Genomic DNA, 25622 nt, shown 5'->3' with positions numbered 1-25622 from the left:
TATTCTAATTTTCTACCGTATAATCTTCACCAAGCCAATCCGTACTTAACTTTCTTAATGTGCCATCTTTTTTAATTTCTTTTAATGCTCCATCTATCTCATCTTTTAGTTCTGTCTGATCTTTTGGAAGCATAAAGTATACTTTTGAATTAGATAACGCTGAACCGACTACTTTTTGCTGTGCATCGACTGCGTCATTGAAAAACTTCACCGCAAATGGTGTACTGATTGTTGCATCTGCACGACCGGTTTTTAACTGTGTCGTCGTATCATCTGCACCTTGACCTGAAAAGACTATTTCAAATTTACTACCATGCTCCTTATTATATTTATCAATCAAAACAGCTGAATTACTTGTTGCCCCAACAATCACTTTTTTTCCACTTAAATCTTCAACAGATTGAATATCATTATTCTTTTCATTGACTATGACATGTAACGGAAAAATGTTATAAGGCTCATCATTAAATAGAAATTTCTTTTTTCTTTCCTCATTTACTTCCATTTGATGGGCAATTAAATCAATTTTATTCGTCTCTAGACTAAGTAATAAATTCGAAAAATCCATTGTTTTGAACTCAAATTCGTAATCCTTCAATCGTTTATCGATTTCTTTTACGAGTTCCACATCATATCCTGTCAATTCGCCTTTATCATTAATAAAGCATATATTCGGAAATTGTGTCCCCGTACCAACAATCACTTTTTTAACTTCTGCTTTCTTCTCTCCTGAGCTTACCGTTTCACTACTGCCGCAGCCTGTAAGAAATAGTGAAATCGCTAGAAATGCCGTGCTCCATTTTAATGTTTTCATCTGCCATCCCCCGTTTGAACTTTTGTCTCTTCTTTAAATAGTTCAGGAAGAAGAATCTTTCTTAAAAAAACTCCTTTTCCACTTTCACCATAGTCTTGCTCATAAAATCGTTCATAACCATTTCTTTCATACATTGGAATAAGCCATGGATGCTGATCGGAGGTACCTAAAGCAACAGCCGGTGCTTTTAATTGATCTCTCAAGATTGCTTCTTCTACATAACGTAATATTTTTGAACCGAATCCTTGCTTTTTATAAGCAGGATCAACAGCTAACCACCAAACGCAAGGCAAATCGGTTACTTCTTCAAATTTCCGAATGGAAATTGTCGCAACAATTACTCCTTCATTTTCTAATACATAGCATGAATGCTTTGTAATATTTTCTTTCACTAACTGTAAATCTGCTGTTGCAGCAGGAAATTTAATATTAAGTTTCCTTATTGGCTCATAAGCCTTTAATGTTAGTTGTAAAAGTACTTCTGCATCTTCTAATGTAGCTAGACGATAATTTATTCCCATTATTTCACCTCATACTCTTTCTTTTAATGAATAACGATTCTCTCTTATCGGCAGACCTAAATTTTCTCTTAAGGTCTCTCCTTCATATTCCGTCCGGAAAAGACCTCGTTCTCTTAAAATCGGTAATATATATTGAATAAAGTCTGCCAATCCATCAGGAAGAACAGCATTTCCAATCATAAATCCATCTGCTGCACCTTCTTCAACCCATGTTTGAAGCAAATCAGCTATTTCTTCTGGGGTGCCTACAAATGAACTTTTTGGTGAAACGACTCTTAATGCAACTTCCCGAAGTGTAAGAGATTCCTCCTTTGCCATTCTTTTAATTCTATCTGTTGTACTTTGGAAATTATTTTTCCCTATATCTCCAATATCAGGAAAGGGCTCATCCAACGCAAATTGGGTAAAATCAAAGTGATCAAAAAACCTACCTAGATAATCAAGTGCATTTTCAATTGTTACTAAATTTGCAATCTGTTCATATTTTTGATCTGCTTCTTCTTCCGTAGCTCCAATAATTGGGCTAATACCCGGAAAAACTAATATTTCATCAGGTGAACGTCCATATTCAATTGCCTTATTCTTTATTTTTTTATAAAACTCTCTTGCCTCTTCTATAGTTTCATGTCCAGTAAAAACAGCATCCGCTTCCTTTGCTGCCAAATCAATTCCTGCCTCTGAAGAGCCTGCTTGAAATATAACTGGCTGTCCTTGCTTTGAACGCTCTATATTTAATGGACCTGCGATTTCGAAAAATTCTCCCTTATAATCTAACTGATGCATTTTTTCGGGATTAAAAAATACTCCTGTTTCCTTATTACGAATAAATGCATCATCTTCCCAGGAATCCCATAAGCCTTTAATAACTTCAAGATACTCATTTGCAATTTTATATCTACGCTCATGTGTCGGATGTTCCTTCTTACTATAATTTAACGCAGACCCTTCCAAAGGAGACGTAACTGCATTAAAACCGGCTCTCCCATCACTAATTTTATCGAGTGAGGCTATTTGTCTTGCAATCGTAAAAGGTTCACTATATGAAGTTGAAATTGTTCCGACCAAGCCAATATGTGACGTTACTGCTGCTAAACTTGATAAGATCGTTACCGGCTCAAACCTATTTAAGAAATGGGGAATAGATTTCTCGTTAATATATAAACCATCTGCAATAAAAATGAGATCAAATTTTGCATTTTCTGCTGTTTGTATCATTTGTTTATAAAATTTAAAATTAACACTTGCATTTGATACAGCAGTTGGATATCTCCATGCTGCCATATGGCCGCCAGGACCATGCAGCATAACTCCAAGCTTCACTTGTTTTCGCTCTGACATCTTCTTCCCTCCTTACTCAACCGGTATTTTCTCAAAAGCTTCTTTTAAAAGAATGTAAGATTGAAGCTTTTTTTCAAATTTTTCTACTGGTGTCACTACTATTATTTCATCCAGCTGAAGTTCTTCTTTTAATTGTAATAATTTAGACCTCACAGTTTCCTTAGATCCTTTTATAACATGAGCTTCTTTTATCTCAATCGTATATTCTTCATTTAGTTCACTAATAAATTGCTCTGCCTGCTCAATCGTTTTTACGGTTACTCTTTTACCACTCGCAAGCTTTATTTTAATATTTGTATAATCTGTAACCAGCTCTTCCGCTTCCCCATCTGTCTGGCCAACAACTATAGAAAGTGCCACGATAAATTTAGATTCACCAAGCTTTCTGCTATGAAAAGTACGTGCTGATTCTGCAAGTACGTTTTCATCACTATTTATAAATTGAGCAAATACATAGGATATACCTAATTTTGCAGCTAACTCAGCACTCTCTACACTAGCACCCAATAAAAAAATCTCAGGCTGTTCAGGAGGAATAGGGGTTGCATGTAAACCAAACAGTTTATGCTCCGATGGAAGATCGTTCTGAATGAAACTCTTTAAATCTAATAATTTCTCAGAAAATTCTTCACTCGCTGTTAAACGATCGATCTGTAATGCTCTTGTTGATAACGGCAATCCTCCAGGACCTTTGCCTACGCCAAGATCAACCCTTCCTGGTGATAGAGAAGCTAATACATTGAATTGTTCAGCTACTTTATATGGACTATAGTGCTGCAGCATAACTCCTCCTGAACCAATTCTTATACTTTTTGTTTCTGCTAATAAATAAGAAATTAATATTTCTGGAGCTGAGCCTCCTAACTCATCGGAATGATGATGCTCAGATACCCAAAACCGATCATAGCCGAGTTCCTCAGCCTTTTTTGCTAATTTAATCGTGTTTTGAAATGCTTCAAAAGCTGTTTCATTATGCCTGATAGGGCTTTGATCAAGAATACTGAGTTTAAAAACCATCTTATTTCCCCCATTTCTTTTTTTAAAAAAGATGCTTCAATAAAGATAAATTTATCTTCATTGAAGCATCTCTAGTCGGCTAGTCGGCTTCTCATTAGACAGGTTAATATATTCATATTTAACATATCAAAAAAGTATGATTTAGATATAAAAAAAGAGGCATTTATTAAGAGTTTATCTCTTAAATAAATGCCTCTGGTTAACCAGTTAGCTATTTAATTTAGATATATAATAATCCTATTTTTCCGATAAATCAAGTTAGTTTTCATTTTAATTTATTTTTTATGGGATTTCTCTTCTCATAAAGTTTAGCAGGGATACAGTCTATCCATCGATAAATAATTTATTTTATTCGATATTTAAAATCACTATTACCTTAAATAAATCACCATCAATTTCAATATCTAAACTGCCTCCGTGAAGATCAACAATTGATTTTGCAATCGCAAGTCCAAGCCCTGAACCTTCCGTATTACGAGATGTGTCACCTCGTTTAAATCTTTCAAATAATTCATCACTATTTTCACTTAATTCGTATTTACTAATATTCTTAAATTCAATAATAGCACGTTCTTCTTCTGTTTTTACTGAAATGTAAACTCTTGTGTTTTCTAAAGTATATTTCAGTATATTGGAAATCAAATTTTCAAATACACGCCATAATTTTTGTCCATCCACAAGCGCATAAATCGGCTGCTCTGTATTTGTAATTCTAAATTGTAAAGATGATTCATTAATCATTTCATTATACTCAGCAAGTGACTGCTGTAATAATTGAACAATATCTACTTTTTGTTTTATAAGCTCGATATTTCCACTCGCCATTTTCGATGCTTCAAATAAGTCATCGATTAATACTTTTAACCGTTTTGATTTCCGGTCAATAATTTCTAAATATGAATCACTGTCCTCTTTGGACAAATTAGGGGTTTTTAACAGTTCTGTATACGTAATAATTGATGTTAGCGGTGTTCTTAAATCATGACTAACATTTGTTATAAGCTCTGTTTTCAATCTTTCACTCTTTGCCTGCTCTTTTTTCGACGTTCTTACACCATGTTTCAATATATTAATATTATTAGCGAGCTTTGCAAGAATAGATTGTCCAACAATAGGAAGATCAGGCTCCAAATTCCCTCTTACTATCTCATTTGTACTTCTCGTAATTTTATTGAAATAACCTATTCTTCTTATAAGAAGAACAAGTATCGGAATGCCAATAAAAAGAAATGCCGGAATATAAAGCAAGATTAAGACAGGCTTAATTACTGCTGCAGTTAAGACAGCACCGAAAGCAAATACCGCTGCAAGAAGGATAAACAATTGGGTACCGACATGACGGTTTAAAAAAGCAAGCTGTAAAGCTCCCCAGCTTCTTATAATAAATGAACCCTTCCAATCCTCTTTTAGCTTTTCTGCATATTTGAATCTTTCAAACAAAAGCTTTCCATAAAAAAAGGTCAATGTAATAGACAGGGCCCCAATCATCAGGCTGAATATAATATCCCTGCTTGTCATAAATATATTTTCATCAAAATAAAGAATGCGGTCTCCTATTAAAAACAACAGCCCTAAGTTAATAAAAACTAAACAAATGAGACCGAATACACTAATATCAATCGGAATCAGATGATAAAGAGCTCTCCATTTTTCGCTTGTTTCTCTTCGAAAATAAGATTTCTCCCTAAATAAAAAGTAACTGCTTATTATCAATAAAATCAATCCACTTATTGTAAATTTAAGGAAAAGATCTTTCTTATAAAGGAAATCATAGTAATTAGCATGGATAGCACTTTCCTTAATAGCGGATTTCGGAACAGCAATCTTTCCTTCAAATAAATGTGTTGTGTTGGCTTTTAAAAGGGTAATTACATCTTCATACTCACTGACTGCATCACTGTAATAGCTGCCAGTTATTTCAGTCGATAAATAATCATTTGTTCGTGTCGGATATGTTTGAATGAACTCCATTGTTTTACTATTAAAAGTATTTTTAAGTGATTGAGCGTTCACATCTCCAATGTTTGTATATACTTGACCAGTTACTGTATCTTTTAAATAATACGTAAATGCCTTTTTATATCGTAAAAAATCAGTACGGTAATTCTCTTTTATCTTATAATATTCATCAATTCGCTGTTCTTTTTCTTTTATAATTTTCGCTTGGATATATTCATCACTTTTGAAATTATTTGTAATATCTTCTATCTTTTTATCTCTTTCTTCTACATATGTCTGGGCAACTTCTTCATTGCCTGCCTCTTTTGCATCATTAACTTTATCTTCATACTGGCTCTTTATACTTGAAATTTGGGATGAGAGGTTTCCATAGCGATAGCGGTGCTCATCAATCTCATCCTTCGAAACAGTGATCGCCCCTTTTGCTTCTGTTTTCGGAAGTTCGTTTAATTCAAACATGCTTAAATAATTAATAAATTGATTTAATTCATCATTAAACTGAGGTGTTTTAAAATAATCCCCTCTTAAATAATCACTGCCGCTCGAAATTCCAGCTGTTACACCGCTTAGCCCGTATGTAAATAAAATAAGCCAGAATACAAGTACGAGCTTACTTCTCCATTTTGTATCCAATTCCCCATACCACCTTTAAATACCTCGGATTCTTCGGGTCAATCTCAATCTTTTCCCTGATTTTTCTAATATGCACGGCTACTGTATTTTCTGCATTATAGCAGGGCTCATTCCAAACCCGCTCATAAATTTCCACAATAGAAAACACCCTGCCTGCATTTCTCATTAATAATTCCACAATTTTATACTCAATCGGTGTTAATTTCACAACTTCACCGTTGACCCGCACTTCCTTTGCTGCCTCATCTAATGTAAGCCCGTTTAATTCAATAACTCTTTGCACTCCTTCATACGTTCCAAGACTTACATATCTTCTTAACTGTGATTTCACTCGAGCAATAAGCTCAAGCGGATTAAATGGTTTTGTCACATAATCATCTGCTCCGACCTGAAGACCGAGTATTTTATCTGTATCCTCACTTTTTGCACTTAAAATAATGATTGGAATATTTTTCTGTTCACGAATTTTAAAAGTAGTAGAAATTCCATCCAGACGCGGCATCATAATATCTAAAATAATAAGATGGACATCATTTTCTGTTAACTTTTCAATTGCTTCGATTCCGTCTTTTGCTTTAATGATCGTAAGCCCTTCATTTTTCAAATATATTTCAATCGCATCACGGATTTCTTCTTCATCATCAACGACTAATACGACATGATTCTTCATATTTCTCACTCTCCTCCCTCCATTATATACTTTTTAATACTGACTATTGTAGACTTTAAATCTTAATATTAAATGGATTTAAAAATGAAGAATTTCTTAAAATGGAAAAAAGCTCGGAATAGTCATTCCGAGGCTTACACTTTAATATTTGATAATTTATAAATTAAAATTCTTTTCACTGCTTCATCAATCGTTTTTTCTGACAGTTTATTTTCTAAAACAGCATCTCTTATTCCATTTATTACTTCTCTCTGGCTTTCTAACGTATGACATACTAACAGAAGATCTGCCCCTGCATTTACAGCTTCATAACCTAACTCTTTATATGTGTAATACTTATTAACAGCACCCATTTCTAAATCATCTGTTACAACAATTCCTTCATAACCAAGTTTTTCTCTCAATAGATCCTTCATAATCTTTGCTGAAATACTTGCGGGCTTTTCTTTGTCATACGCAGGGTATTTAATATGTGTAACCATAACAAAAAACTTACTATGATCGACTTCATTGATTATTTTTTTGAATGGATAAAGATCTTTATTTTCTAAATCAGCCTGATTCGCTTCAACAGATGATGTTTCAAAATGCGGATCAATATTACTCCGGCCATGTCCCGGGAAATGCTTCAATGTTGCTGTTACTTCAGCCTGTGTCAATCCCAATACAGCTTGTTTAGCAAATTCGCCTGCTTGTCGTGGATTTTCCCCGTATGAACGGCTGTCTTCAGCTGATAAATCTAATACCGGAGCATAATTAACATGAATACCCATTTCTTTTAATTCTTTCCCGCTCTGGAGCGCTGTATTATATACAGCTTCTTTATCTCCCTTTCCAGCAAGCTCCTGCTGGGATGGAATCGGAGAAACATATTCCCTCATTCGAACGATCTTTCCTCCCTCTTGATCGACACTTAATAAAAGAGGGATTTTGCTGTCATTTTTAAGTGCGAGAGCTTGCAAATCATTTGTCAAATTGGTAACCTGCGCCGGGTTTTTCATATTTCTATCATATAAAATGACACCCCCGACTTTATAATCGCTAATCATTGTTTTTATATGATCATCAACTTCTTTGCTTTTAAAGCCTACAACTATCAACTGACCAATCTTCTCTTCAAGCGTCATTCTATTTAGTAAATCATTCACTTTCTTATCAATAGTACTCTCTTTCAGTGAAAATACTGGAACAGAATAATCTGCTTCTTTTATCTCTTTTGTTTTCAAAGATTGAATGGTAAATATACCAATTAAAATGAATACTAGAAATATGATACTCACTGTAAATATAAACGATTTTTTTATCATTCTATTCTGGAAGCCAGTTTATCAAGTTTCGCCTCATTAAGTTTCCAGCCGTCACTTTCCCACACAAGTTTCCAGTGCCCACCCCACTCCAGAACTAATGTTTTTCCATCTGCTGTACGGTCATAAGAAGTCATTCTTATATCAGCTTTTGCGTAATTTCCGGTCACTTCAATATTTTCTAACTTAGTCACTTCATCTCTAATATTTTCCTGAAGCCCTTTTTTCCAAACATCGAGATCGACTTTATTTTTACGAGAGGATGAGAAAAGATCATAAGCGGCACGATATTCATCATCGGAAATTTTTTGATAATGTCCTAAAATGACATTTTCAATCACAGCCACATCACTTCCATCACTCCAAGCTGTCATATTTGAAGGATAATTAAATCCTGCTTCTTCAAAATAAAGATTCGCTGCTCCTGTTTCTTTTTGTACCGTTACAGCTTCCGTATTTTCCACACCTTTCTCTGTCTTTCTCTGAGCAAATACCTTTATAGAACCATTTAAAGGAATAGGACCAAGCTCTGATATTTCACTAATTTTTTTCCCTGTATTTTTATTGTTAATAAACAAATAAGCTGTTTCATCATTCGTTTCAATATTAATAAAATGATCTGACCAGTCAAATCCAATCGCTTCTGTTTGTCCGCTTAAATCAGCTGTATTTATTTTCCCCTTCTGTTCCACTGTACCATAATCACTGTTTATCACTGCCTTTATTTCATATTCCCCTGGCAAATATGGACCAAATGATTTTTCTTTTTCTTTAATAATTCCTGCTTTTTCTCCGTTCACATAAATATTTGTTTTATCAATGTCAGATGAAATCTCCATGTAGTAAGTCGGAATCTTTATAGTGTAATTATCAAAGACTACCCACTTATCCCCTTTATGCTGTAAACTTACATACGAAGACGGTTCACCATATGAAGCTTTATTTTCATAAACAGCTGCTTCATAGCGCAGACCTTCGATAATCGATGTAATCATACGGGGATTATTATGTAAGTATGTTAAGAACTCTTTCGCTTTCCTGTCATCTGCTTTCATTTCATATTGTCCATTATTTATAAATTTCTTTATCTTCTTTGCATCTTTTTTATTAATTGCTTCAATAAATCCTTCGGCAACTGCCTTAGATGAGGTCATCTGTTTCACTGTGAAATAACTGCCTGCCAAAAGGATCAAAAAGATTGCAGCACAAATAGCAATTATTTTTGATTTTCTGCTTTTAAATAATGGTTCACCCTGGCCTTTACCTAATCTTGTTTGTTCCGTAGCAGTTTCTCTTTTTTCAAGGTTTACAGCCTTTTCTCCTTGCACCTGCTGACCACATTCTGCACAGAACTGATCATTTCCCATTAACTGTGTACCACAATTCCCACAATAACTCATGAAATCACTCCTTGCATTACTGACAATAATGAATTGCAAAAACAAGCATCAAAAATAAATAAGACGCTTGTTCACTGAGAAAATTAAGTTAAAAAGGACTAGAAAACATTGAACCTATATTATATAAAATTTGATCAATTATAATTCTAGAAATCGTTAAAATTAAAATAATAATAGCTAAATAAGTTAAAAATGTACCATAAACAGCGTCAAGACCTACTTTTATATCCTTTTTAAAACTAAAAATGGTAAATGGAACAGCAATAAATAAACCTAAAAAGCCGAATAATAATAGGATACCTGCGAAATCATGGACTTTAATTAAAGATAAAATAAATGCTCCTATGAAAAACGCTGTTGGTACGATTAAAAAAGTACCGAACCTTGCAAAAACATCTTGTATAACAACTGGAACTCTACCTAATTTAACAACTGCGAATGTGACCAATGCAACGAAGCCAATGAATAATAAATAATAAAATGATGGTTTAAGAACAACTTCTGTAAAACTATCAGCATATGGAACACTGAAATAAAACATTAGCGGTATGCTGATCGCATAGATAATCATTGTAATAAGACCATTTATAAATTGCTCACTATTAACTGACTGTGCAGCTATCGTTGGGTTTTTCATCCCTTGTATAAAATAATTAATATACATTTTCGACATTACCTTCGCCTTTTCCACATGTTCATTCGTTTTTACCGCTGCCGAATCATTAATATGTACTGTTGCTGCCTGCTCTTCTGCTCCACCTGCCTGTAATTTCCCACCACATTTCACACAAAATTTCCCTGTTTCATTCAAATGACCACATTGACCACAAACCACTTCCAACCATCCTCCTTTTATAACATTTGTTAACTAAATTGGTAAATATACCAATAAATTTAATATACACTTTTTTCGCAAGCTGGTCTATTTTATATATCTTTTTGTTTAATCTTTACAATTATTTAATAAAACAAAAGCCAATTTTAATCAATCTTAAGCCAAAACCATACTATTTCGAGCAGAAATAAAAAGAGCAGCTTGATAAGCTGCTCTCATTTCTTATTTATTGAAACATTTTTTCTAAATCAAGCGGTTCAATATACTCGCCGTCTTTATAAGCACGCATATTTCCACCTGAAATTTCGTCGATTAATACGATTTGTTTATTTTCACCAACACGACCGAATTCAAATTTAATGTCGTGAAGCTCAATTCCCTTTTTCGCAAGTTCTTCTTTTACAACATTTCCAATCTGCTGAGTAAGTCCTTTTAATACTTTATATTCATCTTTGGAAAGAATACCAAGCATATCAAGGGCATCTTCACTAATTGGCGGGTCTTGTCTGCCATCATCTTTTAATGTTACTTCAACGAAAGCATCAAGTGCTTGTCCTGCTTCTGTATATAAACCGTAGCGGCGTAAAAAGCTTCCATCTGCACGATATCGGCAGATCACTTCAAGACCTTTACCGAATAATTCAGCCGGTTTAACCGTCATTGTTGCTTCTTCAATATTTGCATCAACATAATGAGTTGGTATACCTTTTTCTTTTAAGATCTCAAAGAAGAACTTTGTTAATCTTAAACCTGCACGGCCTGCACCTTCGATTGTTAAACCAACAGTATTTGCACCCGGGTCAAACACACCGTTCTCACCTGTTACATCGTCTTTAAACTTAAGTAAATAATTTCCGTCCTCTAAAGCATATACATCTTTTGTTTTACCAGTATAAGTGAGTTTCATCGTAAGCAACTCCTCTGAATTAGATTTTCTCTATTGCCTACATATTATAATACAAAAAACGAATTTTCGGTTAGTTTTTTTGAAAAAAGTTCGGAAAAAGTTTAAAAAATCTTAATTCAAATGTTTATTTTCAGAATTTATACCTCCATTTCCTTATGATTCCCAAAATAATTCATCTAACGTTCGTGATAAAGCCTTACAAATAGAAACACATAAACTTAGTGATGGATTATATTTTCTCGCTTCAATTAAACCTATGGTCTGTCTTGATACTCTAACAATCTTAGCCAATTGCTCCTGTAATAAATCTTTCTCGATTCTTGCAACCTTCCTCCTTATATTTTTCATAATTACGTTTCTATGAAACGAAACAAAAATTCAAACGTATATAAATGAAATAACATCTTGACCTTAATCCTAGGTACAGGGTTTATATTGAAATCGGAGGATCATTATGAACTATTACACAATAAGCGAAGTGGCAAAAATAACAAATGTCAATGTTGCAACAGTCAGATATTACGAAAAAAGGGGGCTTGTGGACAAACCTACCCGTAACGAGTCCGGATATAGAATGTTTTCCGATGAAGTAATTGAAAATATAAAATTAATTAAGCAGACACAAAGTTTAGGATTTACACTTGAAGAAATAAAAAAAATTCTAGCAATCTATAAAACAGAGAGTTATTTTCCAGCAGAGGAAATGTACAATTTTTCTGTAGAGAAAATTGGAGAAATTGAGGAAAAGATAACCCAATTAAATAGACTTAAAGCTTTATTGCAAGCAGCAGTTCATTGTGCAGGTTCAGAACTCCCACTCACAAAAAGTTCATGTCCAATTATAAAAATATTGTCTAAAGGAGAAATGTAAATTGGCTAAAAAAGTGGAAGTTTTTACGATGGGGACCCCCTTATGTGAAAGCACCGTTCAAACAGTTAAAGAAATGGTATGCAGCAGATGTGAATTAATTATATATGATGCTAGAGTAAATGAAGATAAAGAAACTGCAAACTCTTATAATATCCAATCTTTCCCTGCTATAACAATTGACGGGAGATTAACAGATATTGAAACATTAAAGAAGGGAAAATTAGGCCGGTATTTTCATAAAAAGGTCATAGACAAATTAAAACAGCTCCTTACTTGAAATTCTCATTTATGAATTCAAAAAGGAGCCAATCATCTGTTACAGCTTGGACTTTATAATACAGGTGTTTATTACAAATATCGGTATTAAAACGGATACAACCGGCCTATGTACAACAGCTTTTTTAGTAACTCTCTATAAAATCTGTTTAATATATGGTTTAAAAAAGTGGAGAAGGACAAGTGATAAGTCCTTTTCCATTGTAAAATGTGAATATTTCTCACTTATCCCTATATAACGGATGAATTTTTTCCATTTTCTTCACCTCAAAATCAAGCGCCAGCTTCGTTTCCAATTTACCGATATTTCCTCCTTCTTCTGCAAATGATTCTAATTTTTTTGCCACTAGTTTGGCAGCTTTATCATCATATTTTCCAATCTTTATCAACGAATCAATTTTCACGGTATGCGGTGTTTCGTCTCTTCTGAAACATTGTCCCGGTACTTGTTCCCACATATGCTCCCATTCTTTCAACAAACCGATTTCTTTCAGATAAAATTTTTGCAGACCACAGAGCCATGCCGTGCAGCTCGTATTTCTTTTTTGGCAGCCGACACCCTCCTGTAAAAAATCACAGCCTTTGCAGCATGAATTTCCACTTTTTATACAAACATGACAAATATGATGTGACCCGATTGATTGAAGCACGGCAACTCCATGCTTAATTAATCCTTCTCTCGTTATTTCGATACTCAATTTATTCGCTCCATCATTTATTAGTTTTATAGAAACTGGTCACCCTAAAAAAAACCTTTGACATCAACTCAAAATAATTGTACATTTTATATAAAATATATTCAAATAATCAGATATATTAATATATAAACATTATAAAAGGAGAAGAGTTGGCATGCAACAAAAATTCAGTTTCTCGGGGAGATACTCCGGATATAATCTGCGAAACTTTCAAAAAGATGTTTTGTCAGGTCTCGTTGTTGGTGTCATTGCAATTCCACTAGGAATGGCATTTGCAATTGCTTCTGGTGTAAAACCGGAGTATGGGATTTATACAACAATTATTGCAGGGATTTTAATTTCTGTTTTCGGAGGTTCAAAATATCAGATTGGCGGACCGACTGGGGCGTTTATTCCGATTTTATTCGGCATTGTAATGACATACGGCTATGAAAACTTATTAATTGCAGGGTTCTTGGCCGGTATCATGCTATTATTAATGGGGATTCTGCGTCTCGGTTCATTAATTAAATTTATTCCGCGACCTGTAACAGTCGGCTTTACATCCGGAATTGCTGTCATTATCTTTTTCGGACAAATCGGGAATTTTTTAGGACTGACTGGTACAAAAACTCATGAATACTTTCATCAAAATGTGTTCGAAGTCATCAGTCACATTAATATTATTAATTTTTACAGTATATTAACTGCTCTTATTTGTCTCATGACAATCATTTTAACACCTAAATTTATTCCTAAGGTTCCTGGTCCAATTATCGGACTCGTCCTTTCCACTATTGTTGCTAGTATCTTTTTCCCAAGCCATGTAGCAACAATCGGTTCAACTTATGGAGATATTCCAAACAGCTTGCCAAAATTCCATATTCCAGAAATTACGGTTGAAAGAATCATTTCGCTGCTGGGACCTGCCTTTGTCATCGCAATGCTCGGAGCAATTGAATCATTATTATCTGCGGTTGTTGCGGATGGGATGACAAAAAGTAAACATAATAGCAACCGGGAACTATTCGGTCAGGGAATTGCAAACATGGTCACACCACTATTTGGCGGAATCCCAGCAACAGGGGCAATTGCCAGAACGGCAACAAATATTAAAAACGGGGCATTTTCACCGATTGCAGGGATTACTCACGGTTTCGTCGTATTAATCATCTTGTTATTATTTGGACCATATGCATCCAATATTCCGCTGGCTAGTATGGCACCAATTTTAATGGTTGTTGCATGGAATATGAGTGAGAGAAAAGTTTTTATCCATTTATTAAAAACAAAAACAGAAGATTCTCTCGTTTTAGTTATTACATTTTTATTAACAGTATTCGTCAACTTAACTGTTGCTGTTCCAGTCGGACTACTGCTCGCTATTCTCCTTTTCACGAAACGAATGAGCGAAATGTTAGTTACTGTTAAAGCATTGCCTAACCCTGATACGAAACAGAAAAAAGTAGAGTCACAAGTAGTAACAGATGGGCATGATTGCCCTCAAATCAGTATTTATAATGTCGAGGGTCCTTTATTTTTTGGGGCTGCCCAAACATTTGAATCATCTATTATGAAAACTATTAATTTAAAACCCCGTGTTCTGCTCTTACGAATGGGGAGAGTTCCTTTTATGGATACAACCGGAGAGGTCTACTTATCCAGCATTGTGAAAGATTTCTCAAAAAGCGGTATTATCTTAATATCAGGAATGAAGTCCCAGCCGAAAAAGATGTTAAAGAAGACCGGTTTATATGATTTAATAGGAGAAGAGAACTTCTTTGATCATACAGGTGAAGCAATCGATTATGCTCTAAAACATTTAGATCAAGATAAATGTATCGGCTGCAAACATTTCGCATTCAGCGAATGTACAGTCCTTTCTAAAGAAAATCATAAAAAACTTTTAACAAAATCTTCATCCTAGTGAAAAAGAGAAAGAGAGGAAAAAACAATTGAATCTTGAAATGCAGCAGTTTAAAGCAGAATTCTTCAAAGCACTGGCACACCCGCTCAGAATAAGAATTCTCGAGCTATTAGCAGAAGGCGATAAAAGTGTAAACGAAATTCAAAGCTTAGTCGGAAGTGAAGGATCGGCTGTCTCCCAGCAATTAACTGTTTTAAGAACGAAAAATATTGTAACGGGTACGAAAGAAGGAACACGTGTCATCTATTCACTCAGGGACCCGATGATTATTGAACTGCTTAAAGTAGCAAAACAAATCTTTAATAACCATCTTGTTGATACAATTACGATTTTAGATAAAATGAAAGATTCGAATGCAGAATGAGGATGTCCCTAAAGGGTAAAAAGCACCCTTTAGGGACATCCTTCTGAAAGGCCCTGTAATGAAAATCCGATAAAATCAAGGATTTGGAGACAGGGCCTTTCAGCTTTTAAAACTTATCAGGGACTTATGATACACCCCCTACTTTTTTAATTTATGTAACATAAACACTGTATTTAAATCTTTTTTATAACTATTTTTCGCATAAAATGACGCTGCCTGCCCTTCTTGCAATGTTAGCAAATAAGAATAAATAACACCTCGTTCCTGTAAATAAGCATCCAAATAAGAAAGCAGCCGCGTGCCAATCCCCTTTCCTTGCATATTAGGACGCACACACATTTCCTTCAAATAAAAAAGCTCACCATCACTCCATTCTTCACAGTTTCCAGCGGCCAATGCGACTAATTCTTCATTGTGATAATAGGAAAAACCTACGAATCTCGGTGTATGTAAAAGATCAAGAAAACGTCTCTCCGCTTTTTCAAATGTCCAATTATCTTGCCAAGGTGGTTCATTAAATACGGAAACATATAACTCTATATTTTTATTTAAATTATCTAACGTAATTGGTAGAATCATAAGCTCTCCCCTTTTTACAAAGATTTTACATTATCTTTCCAATATATCAAGTATAATAAATAATAGTTAAATGATGGAATGGAGTTAAAATAATGGAATTAATAAAATCTTTAAACATCGCCTTACGCTTTCTAATCGAACTTTGCTCCTTATTTGCGATCGGATATTGGGGATTCCAGACGGGAAAAGGGACATTACTAAAATCTATCCTTGGCATTGGCGCTCCTCTTACAATCGCTGTTATATGGGCAATATTCGGCTCACCTAATGCTTCCTATCAACTGAATAGCGGTTTACGCCTTAGTTTAGAACTTATCATATACTTGCTTGCTTCAGCTGCAATTTATACGACTGGTCGTCCAAAAATAGCTGTACTTTTTATTACTATTGCTTTGGCAAATCTTACTTTAATGTATGTTTGGGAGCAGTAAGGAGGGGAGAACATGAGCATACGTCAATTTGCTTTATTTTTAATAATAACTGGGCTTCTTTATACAATCGGATATATTTTTACGATCCCGCTATTCATGCTTCAATATGAATATATTAACGATACAAATGATACATATGGCACAACGGGTTCTATCTTACCACTATTAATCGGGATTATTGTTGCTCACATAGCTGAAAAAATCAGAAGAACATTTAATTAACCCTAATAAGACTTCATATAAATAGGAGAGCTGCATATCACTTTATTATTAGTTGAATGCAGCAAAAAAAGCATAACTAATCTATTCCGATTAAGTCATGCTTTTCATAATCTTATTTATTTACTTCTTCTAAATATTTCAAGTCAACTAACCCTTTAATGTCATTGCTTGGAATATATTTTGCTTCTTTACTTATATCAGCCATTTCCTGGATAACATTTTCGTTAACAGCTGTTGTTACTTCTAATCTTGAGAATGCTGCATTTAATTCATCTTCATTAATTTCTTTTCCAGTTAATTCTTTTAAATGTGCCGCTACAATCTTTTTAGCTTCTTCAGGATTTTCTTTAATAAAGTTTACAGCTTTTACATGTGCTTTTAAATAAGCTTTTACTAAATCTTCATTTTCTAAAAAGTCTTTACGAGCTGTTACAACTGTGTTCGTTGAATCTTTACCCCAAGCGAATTTATCCCAATCAAGCAATAGTTTTCCTTTTGCCTGCGTTTCTAAAATATATCCCCATGGCTCTTGTGTTGCTGCTGCATCAACAGAATTTTGAACGAATAATGTCGCTGTATCCGCTGGTGCCGCTGCAAATAGTTGAACTGTTCCACCATTTGATGTCGGTTTTAAACCTACTTCTTGAAGGGCTTTACGAAGCATAACATCTTGTGTACTCCCGATAACCGGAATGGCTACTTTTTTACCATCTAAATCTTTTAAATCTTTCACACCGCTCTTTTCACTTGCAACTAATACTGCACCACCATTTACAGCACCTGAAAGAATACGGTAACTTGGGTCTTTTGCATAGAAGTTAAGAACTGGACCTGGTCCGACTGTACCGATATCAATCGTTTTTGTCGCCATTGCTTCCATGAATAAACCGCCGTTTGATACTGTTTTCTTCGTAATCTTCACATCTTTGCCAAACTCTTCAGCAAAGTAGCCTTTTTCAAGCGCCACTATTGTCGCCATATGTGTTAAGTTTGGAAAATAACCAATCTTTACTTCTTTTTTATCGCCACCGCCAGTTGACTTTTCTCCACTGTTACCTTGTCCGCCGCAAGCAGCTAAAATTCCCACTAATAATGCTAAAACAACTGTTAATTTTAATATATTGCTCTTCAAATTCTTACCTCCTTAATTTAATCCCCATTTTCTTTGCACACTTTTCTCTAATCTCATGAAAACGATATTATCCATTATTGTTCCAATAACACCAATAATAATCATAACTGAGATAACGAGATCCATCTGTCCAAGTGAACGGCCCATCTCAAGCATTTGTCCAAGACCACCGCCTGCACCAAGTAATTCTCCTGCCATCAGTGCACGCCAAGAGAATGCCCATGCTATACGAAGTCCTGAAATCATTTGCGGAACAGATGCTGGTAAAATAACAGTCCGTACAAAATGAAAACCTTTTGAACCAAATGTTTTTGCCACACGCTGATAGAGTGTAGGCACATTTTTAAATCCTGATGCTGCACTTACAGTCATCGTCCATGTTGCTCCAATTGTTACAATAAATAAAATTGAAATATCGTTTAATCCAAACCATATAATTGCAAGCGGAAACCAAACAATACTTGGAATCGACTGTAATGCAGTAACAAGGAACCCGAGCGTATCTTCCACAAGTTTAAATCTCCAAATAAGATAGCCTAAAAATACTCCCAATGAAATCGCAATTGCAAAACCGATTAGTAAACGGCTTAAACTTTTAAATACCGCAACTAAAATTTGTCCATCAACAATACCATGGAATAAAGTCGTCAGAACTTGTGAGAGACTTGGAAACATAAACGCCGGCAATCCAGACAGTCTAGATGTGGCTTCCCATATCACCGCTATTATCGCGATGAAGATGATCCGTCTTAAAGCTGTAGTCATCTCCCATTTCCTCCTTTAATACCTTTTCAATTTCATCCTGCAGGGCAGCTAAAATTCGCTGCTCTAAATGAAGAGACACATCATCCGGCATTATGCCATCTTTTTCCCTCTGCGTTTCAAAAGTCGCTTTAATTTTCCCCGGACGTGTCGCAAACACAATAATTTTCTGTGATAGAAGAACAGCCTCACGAATATTATGTGTAATGAAAATAACTGTAATTTTTAATTTTTTCCATATTTCCAAAAGTTCTTTATGCAGCACCATTCTCGTCTGCTCATCAAGCGCTGCAAAAGGCTCGTCCATTAATAAAATATCAGGTTCCATCACAAGCGCACGAGCAATCGCTACACGCTGCTTCATTCCTCCTGATAACTGATGAGGATATGAATCAATATAGTTGCTTAGATGCACCATTTTTAACATTTCAACTGCTTTTTCTTCTGCTTCTTTTTTAGACATACCTTTTAATAATAAACCGTAAGTTACATTATCAAGAACCGTTAACCATGGGAAAAGACCTGCTTCCTGGAAAACAACAACACGCTCTGGACTTGGATTTTTCACAACTTCATTATTAACACGAATCTCACCCGTATCGGCTTTTTCAAGACCTGCGATTAAATAAAGCAATGTGGATTTCCCGCAACCAGACGGTCCAACGATCGAAACAAATTCTCCCTTTTCAACTGAAAGATTAATATTATCTAAAACTTTCAATTCACCCTTCGCCTTGTGATGAAAGCTCTTTTCAATTCCATCGATGTGTAAATACATTCTTGTCCTCACCTCAATTTTAAAACAAAATTGTTTCAGTAAATTAATTATCATTATTCTTACTTATTTAATAGGCTTTGTCAATGAACTTTTCGCAAAACGAATGAATCCTTATTAAATTCTAACTATTTATAATCTTTTGGATTTAATAATAATATTTTATTTTTACCATTATGACAATATAAATAAGAAAAAACATTCTCGAAATTCTCAACATATATCCTTTATAGTTAATTTCACTACGCAAAAATTGTAAACTTTGCCCTTATTAGAAAATAGCCGTTGCCTCCAGAAGAAAATCCATATCAAAATGAGAAAATTTCTGTTAAAACTCTTACTTCAATTGTCTTACAACAATATAGAAAACAAATGATGAAAATATTATTATTAATTCTACAAACGTTCGAATATCAGCTACAGACTCAATAGAAAATATTCAAATTTTATCAGCATTTTTAGATGAGATTGAAGGTTTGTAGTGTATATGTGATTCTTTTCTAAATATAAGAAAGTAACACAGATAAAAAGCTTGGAATGAATTACGTTCCAAGCTTCTTAAGTACGTAGCAGAATTTGATTTTCTCTTAAAGTGACAGTGTAATCTATACTTACAAATTTCTTTTGTCTATTTATAAAGAACTTCTTCATTCCCTCATCAATTTCCAAATTATACGAATTATTTCCGATAGAAAACATATTATCTACCAATTTAAAAATCCTTAATAACTATTCTTTTTATTAATAAGTGCTACTCTAAATCCGGCACATAAATCACTTTTGTTTCAGCTATATAATTTGCTTTATATGTATCCTGCATTTCTTTATTACGAATATCGTATGTATTAACTAGGCGATTCGCTCTATTTATTTTATTTTCCATAGTCTTTCTTGATACATTCAGTTCAAATCTCTGGCCATTTTCTAATGTTAAAATAGACTTTCTTTTATATGATGTAATATCTATAATATGCCTGTACGATACCCAAATACATCTTTTATTGTAAGGTGAACTAATTGGGATCATACATGTTTTATTCATTTTACTTATAACTATTGGAAGCATTTGATGTCCTTTTAAAATTTTCGCTGCTGACCTGATTCTTCCTTTCATATCACTGGCAAAGTATATACAGCTTTCATCGATAATATTTTGTGACTTCCTTTTCACTTTAACGGCTTCAAACCTATCAATAACAATACTATTAAGTGCACCCTGCTCTGCATAAAACGGGATAATCATCATTGTACTTCCCTTAATAATGTAATCTTCTTCTTCTCGTTCAACCTTTAAAGATTTTAACAATTGCTCATACATATTATCCAACATCTCCTTTGTCTATAGAACTGTTTTCAAAACAGCAGAGTTAGATATATTATTAAACAAATTGGAATTTTCAATTATACGAACCTTTACGCTATTCAAAGCTCCTCTTTTCTTTATTTACATCATCTATCACCTCCTTAAATTGGATTAACCTTACCGCTATTTATTGAGGTTCAAATCTAGAGAAAACGACATATCTATTCTATTTTCATTATAATAATCGGAAATAATTGCTGTTTTTCTTGAGGAAAGAAAGGTAAGTAATTTTTTCGTTACAGCGGATAATTTCGGAGATATTAGCAGATCGGTTGACTTCTATAAGAATGTTATTCTATTAATTGAGAGTTTATGCGGAGCTAATCTGTGACCGCGACCTATGCTATATCTAAAAAAATTCTCATCTGATATTGTTTATTTAGAGATCAATTTTCTTAAAACATGATGATTAGATTTAAATATACTTTATCTTTATTTAAATAGCTTAGCAGTCAAAAAGGTTTTCTATATGAATTTCTCAGAATAATGACTTCGCATTTTTAGGTCTTCCTACACAGCTCTTCCTCCTTCCTATTCCCTATTATAGTTTTACCACATCTTGTTAGTATTAAGATTATGTTAATTTTATGTAAACTAATTCCATAAAGTGTATTTTCAATTAGGGGCTTTTCTTATCCACTACTAATTGTTAAATGAACTTCTGAAGCTCTATTTTCGTTATAAAATAGCTGATTCCTAAATAATTCTCTAGTTAGATAACATGAACTTATAAATTATAATGTGCTTGAGTGAAATGAACCTAAAATCGAACACTAAAATATACTTTAGATAGATTTGTTACACCTTACTTACATCTTCCTCTTCCCCCTCTAGTAATTAATTTCTTAAATTAATATGTTTAAAAATAAATCTAGGGGGTATTTTCTATTAAACAAGGAAAAACTTCTCGACAAATATTGAAATAATGATCTTATTTTCAGCAATTAATGATGTAAAAACAGATACAAAGTCCATTTTTTCTTTCATTTTTGTCGAGACTTAGCTGAAATAGTCAAAATGTTTCAATTATATTAACAGATATGTTCTGTTACAATAAAAACAACATAATTACTAGAGATTGGCAGAAGGGGATGTTTTTTGATGGAGAAATTAATTCAATTAGTAAACGTAGAGGAAATTCAGTTTGAGGATGAATATGAAGAGCAAGAATACTACTACAAACTATGGGAAGAAGATCGTTTCTAATAGTTAAATTATATAATGAAATAATGGGTCTGGCATTTATACGCCAGACCCATTAATATTTATATAGATTCAAATTAGCATTTTTATAATATGAGACAAAAGAGCAGTCATTCCATTATAAAAATTTGTTGTAATGAATCGCTTCTTTATCATTATCTTATACTGAAAAATCAAGCATCGCTTATTTAGATATATATTTATTTCTTTATCATATATTATTAAAAACATGTAGCCTTCGTATCCAAAAATTAATGAATCTTTACGGAAAAGCAAGACATTTTTTGAGTTCCTCGCTGAAAATGCCGCTTATCTATAAAACTTTCTACCTGGTAAAATAGTTTGTTTTCGATTGGATCAGAAAAATGCTATGATAGTTTTATGCATTACTACCAACTAAAGATAATGGAGGTAAATTATGGCTAAATATAAAAGGAGAAATACACCTGCATTCACGATGCTTGCATGGTCTGGTTTAATTCTTTTTACAGCACTTATTTTAATTGGCTTATATACATTAGACCAGCCATTAATGGTGAAGGGCTATTACTTAATGGGAACTGTCGGCGTCATTATTTCATCTTTTACTGTGGCAAAAGTCGTAAGGGATAATCAAGAGGACGAGGATGAAGAAAGAAAGCCTCATATTGAGTCTTAATTATTTGTAAAATTAAATAATAAATCCTCATTATTCTTCGCCGGGGATTCGAGATCAGACTGTCTCACATAGTTCTCATCCGTCTATCATAAGGTAGGGTGACACTTGTATAGAGACAGTCTTTTTTAAAGAAACGAAGGATGATGTTTTGTAAGTTAGAACCGTATGCTCCTCTCTTTTATGAAATTATTTTCCACTCTTTTTTTTCTAAAAATTTCGGTACTTCCTCAGCCGGAAGCGGTTTGCTGTAGTAAAAACCTTGCACATCACTGCATCCCTTCCCAAGTAAGAATTCCGCCTGCTCTTTTGTTTCCACTCCTTCAGCAACGACATCCATATTAAGCTTGCGTGCAAGTGTAATTACTGCCGAAACGATTGCGGCATCATCTTTCATTTCTGGAAGAGAACGAATAAATGAGCGGTCAATTTTAATTGTATTTGCCCTGAATTGCTTTAAATAGGATAAAGAAGCATAACCGGTGCCAAAATCATCGATTGAGACTCGTATACCAATATCTTGTAAATTTGCGATGGCATCTTGAATAATATTTTCATGCTTCACAAATACACTTTCAGTAATTTCAATTTCCAGACAATTTGGCGGGAGACCTTCTTTTTTCAATGTTTCTTTCACAAGAATAACAACATCCTGCTGAATAAACTGACGAACAGAAACATTTACTGCTACTCGAATATTAAATGGACCAGCTTCTTTCCAAGCCCGAATTTGACGGCAGGTTTCTTCAATCACCCATGCGCCAAGCTCCATAATGAATCCGCTTTCTTCCGCTAAAGGGATAAATATAGCTGGACTAATCAATCCTTTTGTCGGATGATTCCAGCGAACTAATGCTTCTACACCTATCACTTCGCCTGTTTCAATATTAACTTTCGGCTGGTAATGGAGAATGAATTGATTTTGGATAAGAGCTTTACGGAATTCCCCTTGCAGTGCAAAGTATTCGAATGCTGGATCAGCCATTTTTTCATCATATATTAAGCTTGCGTTTCCACCAGTTGATTTTACGTTATACATTGCCGTATCAGCATTTCTTATTAACTCTTCAATCGTTTCTCCATGGTTTGGATACATGCTTATTCCGATGCTCGTCGTTATATGAAATTCACTATTATCAATAATGATAGGCTGCTTTACTGCCTCCAAAATCTTTTTAGCAATATCATTTACCTTATCATAATCTGTAATATTACAAAGTAAGATAACGAATTCATCGCCTCCTACCCTTGAAACAATATCACTCGCTGTCATACTTTCCTTAATTCGCTCTGCAGTTGTTTTCAAGATCAAATCTCCATAAGCATGACCAAAATTATCATTAATGGATTTAAATTCATTTAAATCCATAAACATAATATAAAGCTTTCTATTTTCCCTTTTTGCTTCTTCAATTGTATTTGTTGATATTTCTTTAAAATAACGAAGATTTGCCAAATCGGTAAGAACATCATGTGATGCTAAATATTGAATATTTTCTTCAAATTTATTTCTCTCAATCGCAAGCCCCGTTAAATAACTTAAACTCGTCAGCATTTCAATCTCAAATTTCGTCGGTGTCCTAACATTTGTATAGCAAAGGACAAATGTACCAAGCAAAGAATCAGTCGTAGACAAAATCGGCAAGGACCAGCAAGAACGGATACCATACTTCATTGCCTCATCACAGTAATTTCTCCATACTTCATCAGTTGTAATATTTTGAGCAATCTCTAATTCTTTTATATGTACAGTACGGCTGCAGGAATTGTTATTCAAATGAACTGGTATTTCACTGAATTTTCTTCGCAGCGCTTCATTTAAATGAGGTGCATAGCCAATCCTAAGTACATTTTCTTCCTCATGATAAAACATAACTGAACAACAAACATCATCTGTTTGGCCCTCTATCACCTTTACAATTTTCTCCAAAATTTCAGGAAGCGGCTTTCCGACTGCGATTAATTCCAAAATAGCAGTCTGTGTCTGCCTTAAAAATTCAGACTGCTTTTTACTCGTAATATCTTGAGCAATTCCGGTAATCCCAATGACATTTTCATTTAAAGAAGTCGGAATAAGTGTTAGATACAAGTCTATCCTTTCACCATCTTTACGCACAAGTCTTGCTTCACGGCTTTCAGTTTTCCCGCTTTTTACACTTTCAAAAGCACTTCTTATTTTCTCATTATCCCTTTTATCAATCGTAGAGAAAAAATCCATTTCAAGTAATTGTTCACGGCTGTAACCGATAAGTTTTTCTGCAATTTCATTCACATCCAGAAAATGACCGTTAATATCCAAGGAGTAAATTCCATCGGGATTTTTCGTAAAAAATGAATTATACTTCTTCTCACTCTTCAATAGAAGCATATCTGTTCTTCTCTTTTCAGTAACATCCCGTCCAATAATCATTATGATATCCGGGTTTCCAAAACGATCATAAACAGGAATCCCAATCAGCTTAAACAAATAGGTTATTTCATTAACGTTTATTTCCTCTTCTATTTCTATTTGCTTTCCCGTTTCCCATGTCTTTTTATCCATCTCTATAAAACTATTAACAAACGGTGCATAATAATAGTATATTTCACCTAATTGATGATCGAGTTTTCCCTTATAATTACTCTCGTCTATCTTAAAAATTTCCAATGTTCTTTTATTTGCTTCAATCCAGTATCCTTCACTGTTTTTAACGATTATTATATCGTCACTCGCATCTAAAATCGCTTGTAATTGTAAATTTTGTCGGTCACTTAACATTTGTTTTCAACCCACTTTTTTTAGTCTTGTAAAAATTATAACAAATTCATAGGAAAGTGCTACCAAAAACTCAAAGTAAAAACAGGTTCTTCTTATTAAAAAAACAGAAAAGTTTCCATACTTATCATATTGACGAATAGATCGCATTGCTTTATTATTTTCTTCTTGAATGTACGCATAACGTGGTTCGTAACCATCCCACGATAAAAAACTAAGGAGAGATTTAAAT

General features: G+C 33.9%; 25 protein-coding genes and 1 riboswitch. Of the genes, 7 read left to right on the top strand and 18 right to left on the bottom strand.

Features of this window, described 5'->3' with window-relative positions:
• Positions 1–4: 4 nt before the first annotated feature.
• The 11 genes from BFA01S_RS04715 to BFA01S_RS21735 all read right to left on the bottom strand — a co-directional run bounded on the left by BFA01S_RS04715 (position 5) and on the right by BFA01S_RS21735 (position 11746).
• Positions 5–814, bottom strand: a complete 810-nt coding sequence (locus BFA01S_RS04715; RefSeq protein ID WP_066226405.1) for a transporter substrate-binding domain-containing protein — start codon at positions 812–814, stop codon at positions 5–7.
• On the bottom strand, positions 811–1335 hold the full coding sequence (locus BFA01S_RS04710) for a GNAT family N-acetyltransferase (protein WP_066226403.1): 525 nt from the start codon (positions 1333–1335) through the stop codon (positions 811–813). Before BFA01S_RS04710 ends, BFA01S_RS04715 begins: the two co-directional genes overlap by 4 nt.
• 9 nt (positions 1336–1344) lie before the next feature.
• Positions 1345–2673, bottom strand: coding sequence for an LLM class flavin-dependent oxidoreductase (locus BFA01S_RS04705; RefSeq protein ID WP_066226401.1), 1329 nt, complete (start codon positions 2671–2673; stop codon positions 1345–1347).
• A 12-nt stretch (positions 2674–2685) separates the two neighbouring features.
• On the bottom strand, positions 2686–3690 hold the full coding sequence (locus BFA01S_RS04700; RefSeq protein WP_066226399.1) for an LLM class flavin-dependent oxidoreductase: 1005 nt from the start codon (positions 3688–3690) through the stop codon (positions 2686–2688).
• A gap of 348 nt (positions 3691–4038) precedes the next feature.
• Positions 4039–6282: a sensor histidine kinase gene (locus BFA01S_RS04695; protein ID WP_066226397.1), complete on the bottom strand. Its 2244-nt coding sequence runs from the start codon at positions 6280–6282 to the stop codon at positions 4039–4041.
• Positions 6260–6952 carry a response regulator transcription factor gene (locus BFA01S_RS04690; protein WP_066226395.1) on the bottom strand — a complete coding sequence of 231 codons (693 nt, stop codon included), beginning with the start codon at positions 6950–6952 and terminating at the stop codon, positions 6260–6262. The genes BFA01S_RS04695 and BFA01S_RS04690 overlap by 23 nt, the downstream gene beginning before the upstream one ends.
• Positions 6953–7086: 134 nt before the next feature.
• The gene (nagZ, locus tag BFA01S_RS04685; RefSeq protein ID WP_066226393.1) at positions 7087–8259 is read right to left on the bottom strand and encodes a beta-N-acetylhexosaminidase; all 1173 of its coding nucleotides are present in this window, start codon (positions 8257–8259) and stop codon (positions 7087–7089) included.
• Positions 8256–9656 carry a TcaA 3rd/4th domain-containing protein gene (locus tag BFA01S_RS04680; protein WP_066226391.1) on the bottom strand — a complete coding sequence of 467 codons (1401 nt, stop codon included), beginning with the start codon at positions 9654–9656 and terminating at the stop codon, positions 8256–8258. Before BFA01S_RS04680 ends, nagZ begins: the two co-directional genes overlap by 4 nt.
• A gap of 88 nt (positions 9657–9744) precedes the next feature.
• Positions 9745–10491 carry a zinc ribbon domain-containing protein gene (locus BFA01S_RS04675; RefSeq protein WP_156483536.1) on the bottom strand — a complete coding sequence of 249 codons (747 nt, stop codon included), beginning with the start codon at positions 10489–10491 and terminating at the stop codon, positions 9745–9747.
• Between the two features lie 226 nt (positions 10492–10717).
• Positions 10718–11398: a phosphoribosylaminoimidazolesuccinocarboxamide synthase gene (locus tag BFA01S_RS04670; RefSeq protein ID WP_066226387.1), complete on the bottom strand. Its 681-nt coding sequence runs from the start codon at positions 11396–11398 to the stop codon at positions 10718–10720.
• A 153-nt stretch (positions 11399–11551) separates the two neighbouring features.
• A complete protein-coding gene (locus BFA01S_RS21735) occupies positions 11552–11746 on the bottom strand; it encodes a helix-turn-helix transcriptional regulator (protein ID WP_082799855.1) in 195 nt (64 codons plus the stop codon).
• Positions 11747–11852: 106 nt separating this feature from the next.
• Between BFA01S_RS21735 and BFA01S_RS04665 the strand changes: the two genes are divergently transcribed.
• Positions 11853–12269, top strand: coding sequence for a heavy metal-responsive transcriptional regulator (locus BFA01S_RS04665; protein WP_066226386.1), 417 nt, complete (start codon positions 11853–11855; stop codon positions 12267–12269).
• A 1-nt stretch (position 12270) separates the two neighbouring features.
• Positions 12271–12546, top strand: a complete 276-nt coding sequence (locus BFA01S_RS04660) for a hypothetical protein (protein WP_066226384.1) — start codon at positions 12271–12273, stop codon at positions 12544–12546.
• A gap of 220 nt (positions 12547–12766) precedes the next feature.
• Here BFA01S_RS04660 and BFA01S_RS04655 read toward each other — a convergent pair whose 3' ends face one another.
• Positions 12767–13243: a DNA mismatch repair protein gene (locus tag BFA01S_RS04655; RefSeq protein ID WP_066226382.1), complete on the bottom strand. Its 477-nt coding sequence runs from the start codon at positions 13241–13243 to the stop codon at positions 12767–12769.
• 154 nt (positions 13244–13397) lie between these two features.
• On the opposite strand from BFA01S_RS04655, the gene BFA01S_RS04650 reads away from it, so the two are divergent.
• Both BFA01S_RS04650 and BFA01S_RS04645 read left to right on the top strand, forming a co-directional pair.
• A complete protein-coding gene (locus BFA01S_RS04650; RefSeq protein WP_066226380.1) occupies positions 13398–15149 on the top strand; it encodes a SulP family inorganic anion transporter in 1752 nt (583 codons plus the stop codon).
• Positions 15150–15177: 28 nt separating this feature from the next.
• Positions 15178–15513 carry an ArsR/SmtB family transcription factor gene (locus tag BFA01S_RS04645; RefSeq protein ID WP_066226378.1) on the top strand — a complete coding sequence of 112 codons (336 nt, stop codon included), beginning with the start codon at positions 15178–15180 and terminating at the stop codon, positions 15511–15513.
• 138 nt (positions 15514–15651) lie between these two features.
• On the opposite strand, the gene BFA01S_RS04640 is transcribed toward BFA01S_RS04645, so the two are convergent.
• Positions 15652–16092 carry a GNAT family N-acetyltransferase gene (locus BFA01S_RS04640; protein WP_066226376.1) on the bottom strand — a complete coding sequence of 147 codons (441 nt, stop codon included), beginning with the start codon at positions 16090–16092 and terminating at the stop codon, positions 15652–15654.
• A gap of 92 nt (positions 16093–16184) precedes the next feature.
• Between BFA01S_RS04640 and BFA01S_RS04635 the strand changes: the two genes are divergently transcribed.
• The gene (locus BFA01S_RS04635; RefSeq protein ID WP_066226374.1) at positions 16185–16523 is read left to right on the top strand and encodes a YrdB family protein; all 339 of its coding nucleotides are present in this window, start codon (positions 16185–16187) and stop codon (positions 16521–16523) included.
• Between the two features lie 12 nt (positions 16524–16535).
• Positions 16536–16745: a hypothetical protein gene (locus tag BFA01S_RS04630; RefSeq protein ID WP_066226373.1), complete on the top strand. Its 210-nt coding sequence runs from the start codon at positions 16536–16538 to the stop codon at positions 16743–16745.
• A gap of 112 nt (positions 16746–16857) precedes the next feature.
• On the opposite strand, the gene BFA01S_RS04625 is transcribed toward BFA01S_RS04630, so the two are convergent.
• The 4 genes from BFA01S_RS04625 to BFA01S_RS04610 form a co-directional block, all read right to left on the bottom strand.
• The gene (locus BFA01S_RS04625) at positions 16858–17877 is read right to left on the bottom strand and encodes an aliphatic sulfonate ABC transporter substrate-binding protein (protein ID WP_066226371.1); all 1020 of its coding nucleotides are present in this window, start codon (positions 17875–17877) and stop codon (positions 16858–16860) included.
• A gap of 12 nt (positions 17878–17889) precedes the next feature.
• The gene (locus BFA01S_RS04620; RefSeq protein WP_066226369.1) at positions 17890–18642 is read right to left on the bottom strand and encodes an ABC transporter permease; all 753 of its coding nucleotides are present in this window, start codon (positions 18640–18642) and stop codon (positions 17890–17892) included.
• Positions 18575–19417: an ABC transporter ATP-binding protein gene (locus tag BFA01S_RS04615; RefSeq protein ID WP_066226366.1), complete on the bottom strand. Its 843-nt coding sequence runs from the start codon at positions 19415–19417 to the stop codon at positions 18575–18577. Before BFA01S_RS04615 ends, BFA01S_RS04620 begins: the two co-directional genes overlap by 68 nt.
• Before the next feature lie 748 nt (positions 19418–20165).
• Positions 20166–20732, bottom strand: coding sequence for a competence protein ComK (locus tag BFA01S_RS04610; protein ID WP_066226364.1), 567 nt, complete (start codon positions 20730–20732; stop codon positions 20166–20168).
• A gap of 1666 nt (positions 20733–22398) precedes the next feature.
• On the opposite strand from BFA01S_RS04610, the gene BFA01S_RS04605 reads away from it, so the two are divergent.
• Positions 22399–22638: a YiaA/YiaB family inner membrane protein gene (locus tag BFA01S_RS04605; RefSeq protein ID WP_066226362.1), complete on the top strand. Its 240-nt coding sequence runs from the start codon at positions 22399–22401 to the stop codon at positions 22636–22638.
• A gap of 178 nt (positions 22639–22816) precedes the next feature.
• On the opposite strand, the gene BFA01S_RS04600 is transcribed toward BFA01S_RS04605, so the two are convergent.
• Complete coding sequence (locus tag BFA01S_RS04600; protein ID WP_066226360.1) at positions 22817–25393, bottom strand: bifunctional diguanylate cyclase/phosphodiesterase; 2577 nt, start codon at positions 25391–25393, stop codon at positions 22817–22819.
• A 176-nt stretch (positions 25394–25569) separates the two neighbouring features.
• Positions 25570–25614, top strand: a riboswitch (PreQ1 riboswitch).
• Positions 25615–25622: the final 8 nt, after the last annotated feature.

The organism is Metabacillus fastidiosus NBRC 101226 (assembly GCF_001591625.1).
Classification (GTDB): Bacteria; Bacillota; Bacilli; order Bacillales; family Bacillaceae; genus Metabacillus; species Metabacillus fastidiosus.
The sequence above is the reverse complement of the archived record's forward strand: the minus strand, read 5'-3'. Positions and strand labels throughout refer to the sequence as shown.

Coding starts and splice junctions, on each gene's coding strand:
- BFA01S_RS04715 (WP_066226405.1), bottom strand. CDS start 814: ATGAAAACATTAAAATGGAGCACGGCATTTCTAGCGATTTCACTATTT.
- BFA01S_RS04710 (WP_066226403.1), bottom strand. CDS start 1,335: ATGGGAATAAATTATCGTCTAGCTACATTAGAAGATGCAGAAGTACTT.
- BFA01S_RS04705 (WP_066226401.1), bottom strand. CDS start 2,673: ATGTCAGAGCGAAAACAAGTGAAGCTTGGAGTTATGCTGCATGGTCCT.
- BFA01S_RS04700 (WP_066226399.1), bottom strand. CDS start 3,690: ATGGTTTTTAAACTCAGTATTCTTGATCAAAGCCCTATCAGGCATAAT.
- BFA01S_RS04690 (WP_066226395.1), bottom strand. CDS start 6,952: ATGAAGAATCATGTCGTATTAGTCGTTGATGATGAAGAAGAAATCCGT.
- nagZ (WP_066226393.1), bottom strand. CDS start 8,259: ATGATAAAAAAATCGTTTATATTTACAGTGAGTATCATATTTCTAGTA.
- BFA01S_RS04680 (WP_066226391.1), bottom strand. CDS start 9,656: ATGAGTTATTGTGGGAATTGTGGTACACAGTTAATGGGAAATGATCAG.
- BFA01S_RS04670 (WP_066226387.1), bottom strand. CDS start 11,398: ATGAAACTCACTTATACTGGTAAAACAAAAGATGTATATGCTTTAGAG.
- BFA01S_RS21735 (WP_082799855.1), bottom strand. CDS start 11,746: ATGAAAAATATAAGGAGGAAGGTTGCAAGAATCGAGAAAGATTTATTA.
- BFA01S_RS04665 (WP_066226386.1), top strand. CDS start 11,853: ATGAACTATTACACAATAAGCGAAGTGGCAAAAATAACAAATGTCAAT.
- BFA01S_RS04650 (WP_066226380.1), top strand. CDS start 13,398: ATGCAACAAAAATTCAGTTTCTCGGGGAGATACTCCGGATATAATCTG.
- BFA01S_RS04640 (WP_066226376.1), bottom strand. CDS start 16,092: ATGATTCTACCAATTACGTTAGATAATTTAAATAAAAATATAGAGTTA.
- BFA01S_RS04635 (WP_066226374.1), top strand. CDS start 16,185: ATGGAATTAATAAAATCTTTAAACATCGCCTTACGCTTTCTAATCGAA.
- BFA01S_RS04630 (WP_066226373.1), top strand. CDS start 16,536: ATGAGCATACGTCAATTTGCTTTATTTTTAATAATAACTGGGCTTCTT.
- BFA01S_RS04620 (WP_066226369.1), bottom strand. CDS start 18,642: ATGACTACAGCTTTAAGACGGATCATCTTCATCGCGATAATAGCGGTG.
- BFA01S_RS04615 (WP_066226366.1), bottom strand. CDS start 19,417: ATGTATTTACACATCGATGGAATTGAAAAGAGCTTTCATCACAAGGCG.
- BFA01S_RS04610 (WP_066226364.1), bottom strand. CDS start 20,732: ATGTATGAGCAATTGTTAAAATCTTTAAAGGTTGAACGAGAAGAAGAA.
- BFA01S_RS04605 (WP_066226362.1), top strand. CDS start 22,399: ATGGCTAAATATAAAAGGAGAAATACACCTGCATTCACGATGCTTGCA.
- BFA01S_RS04600 (WP_066226360.1), bottom strand. CDS start 25,393: ATGTTAAGTGACCGACAAAATTTACAATTACAAGCGATTTTAGATGCG.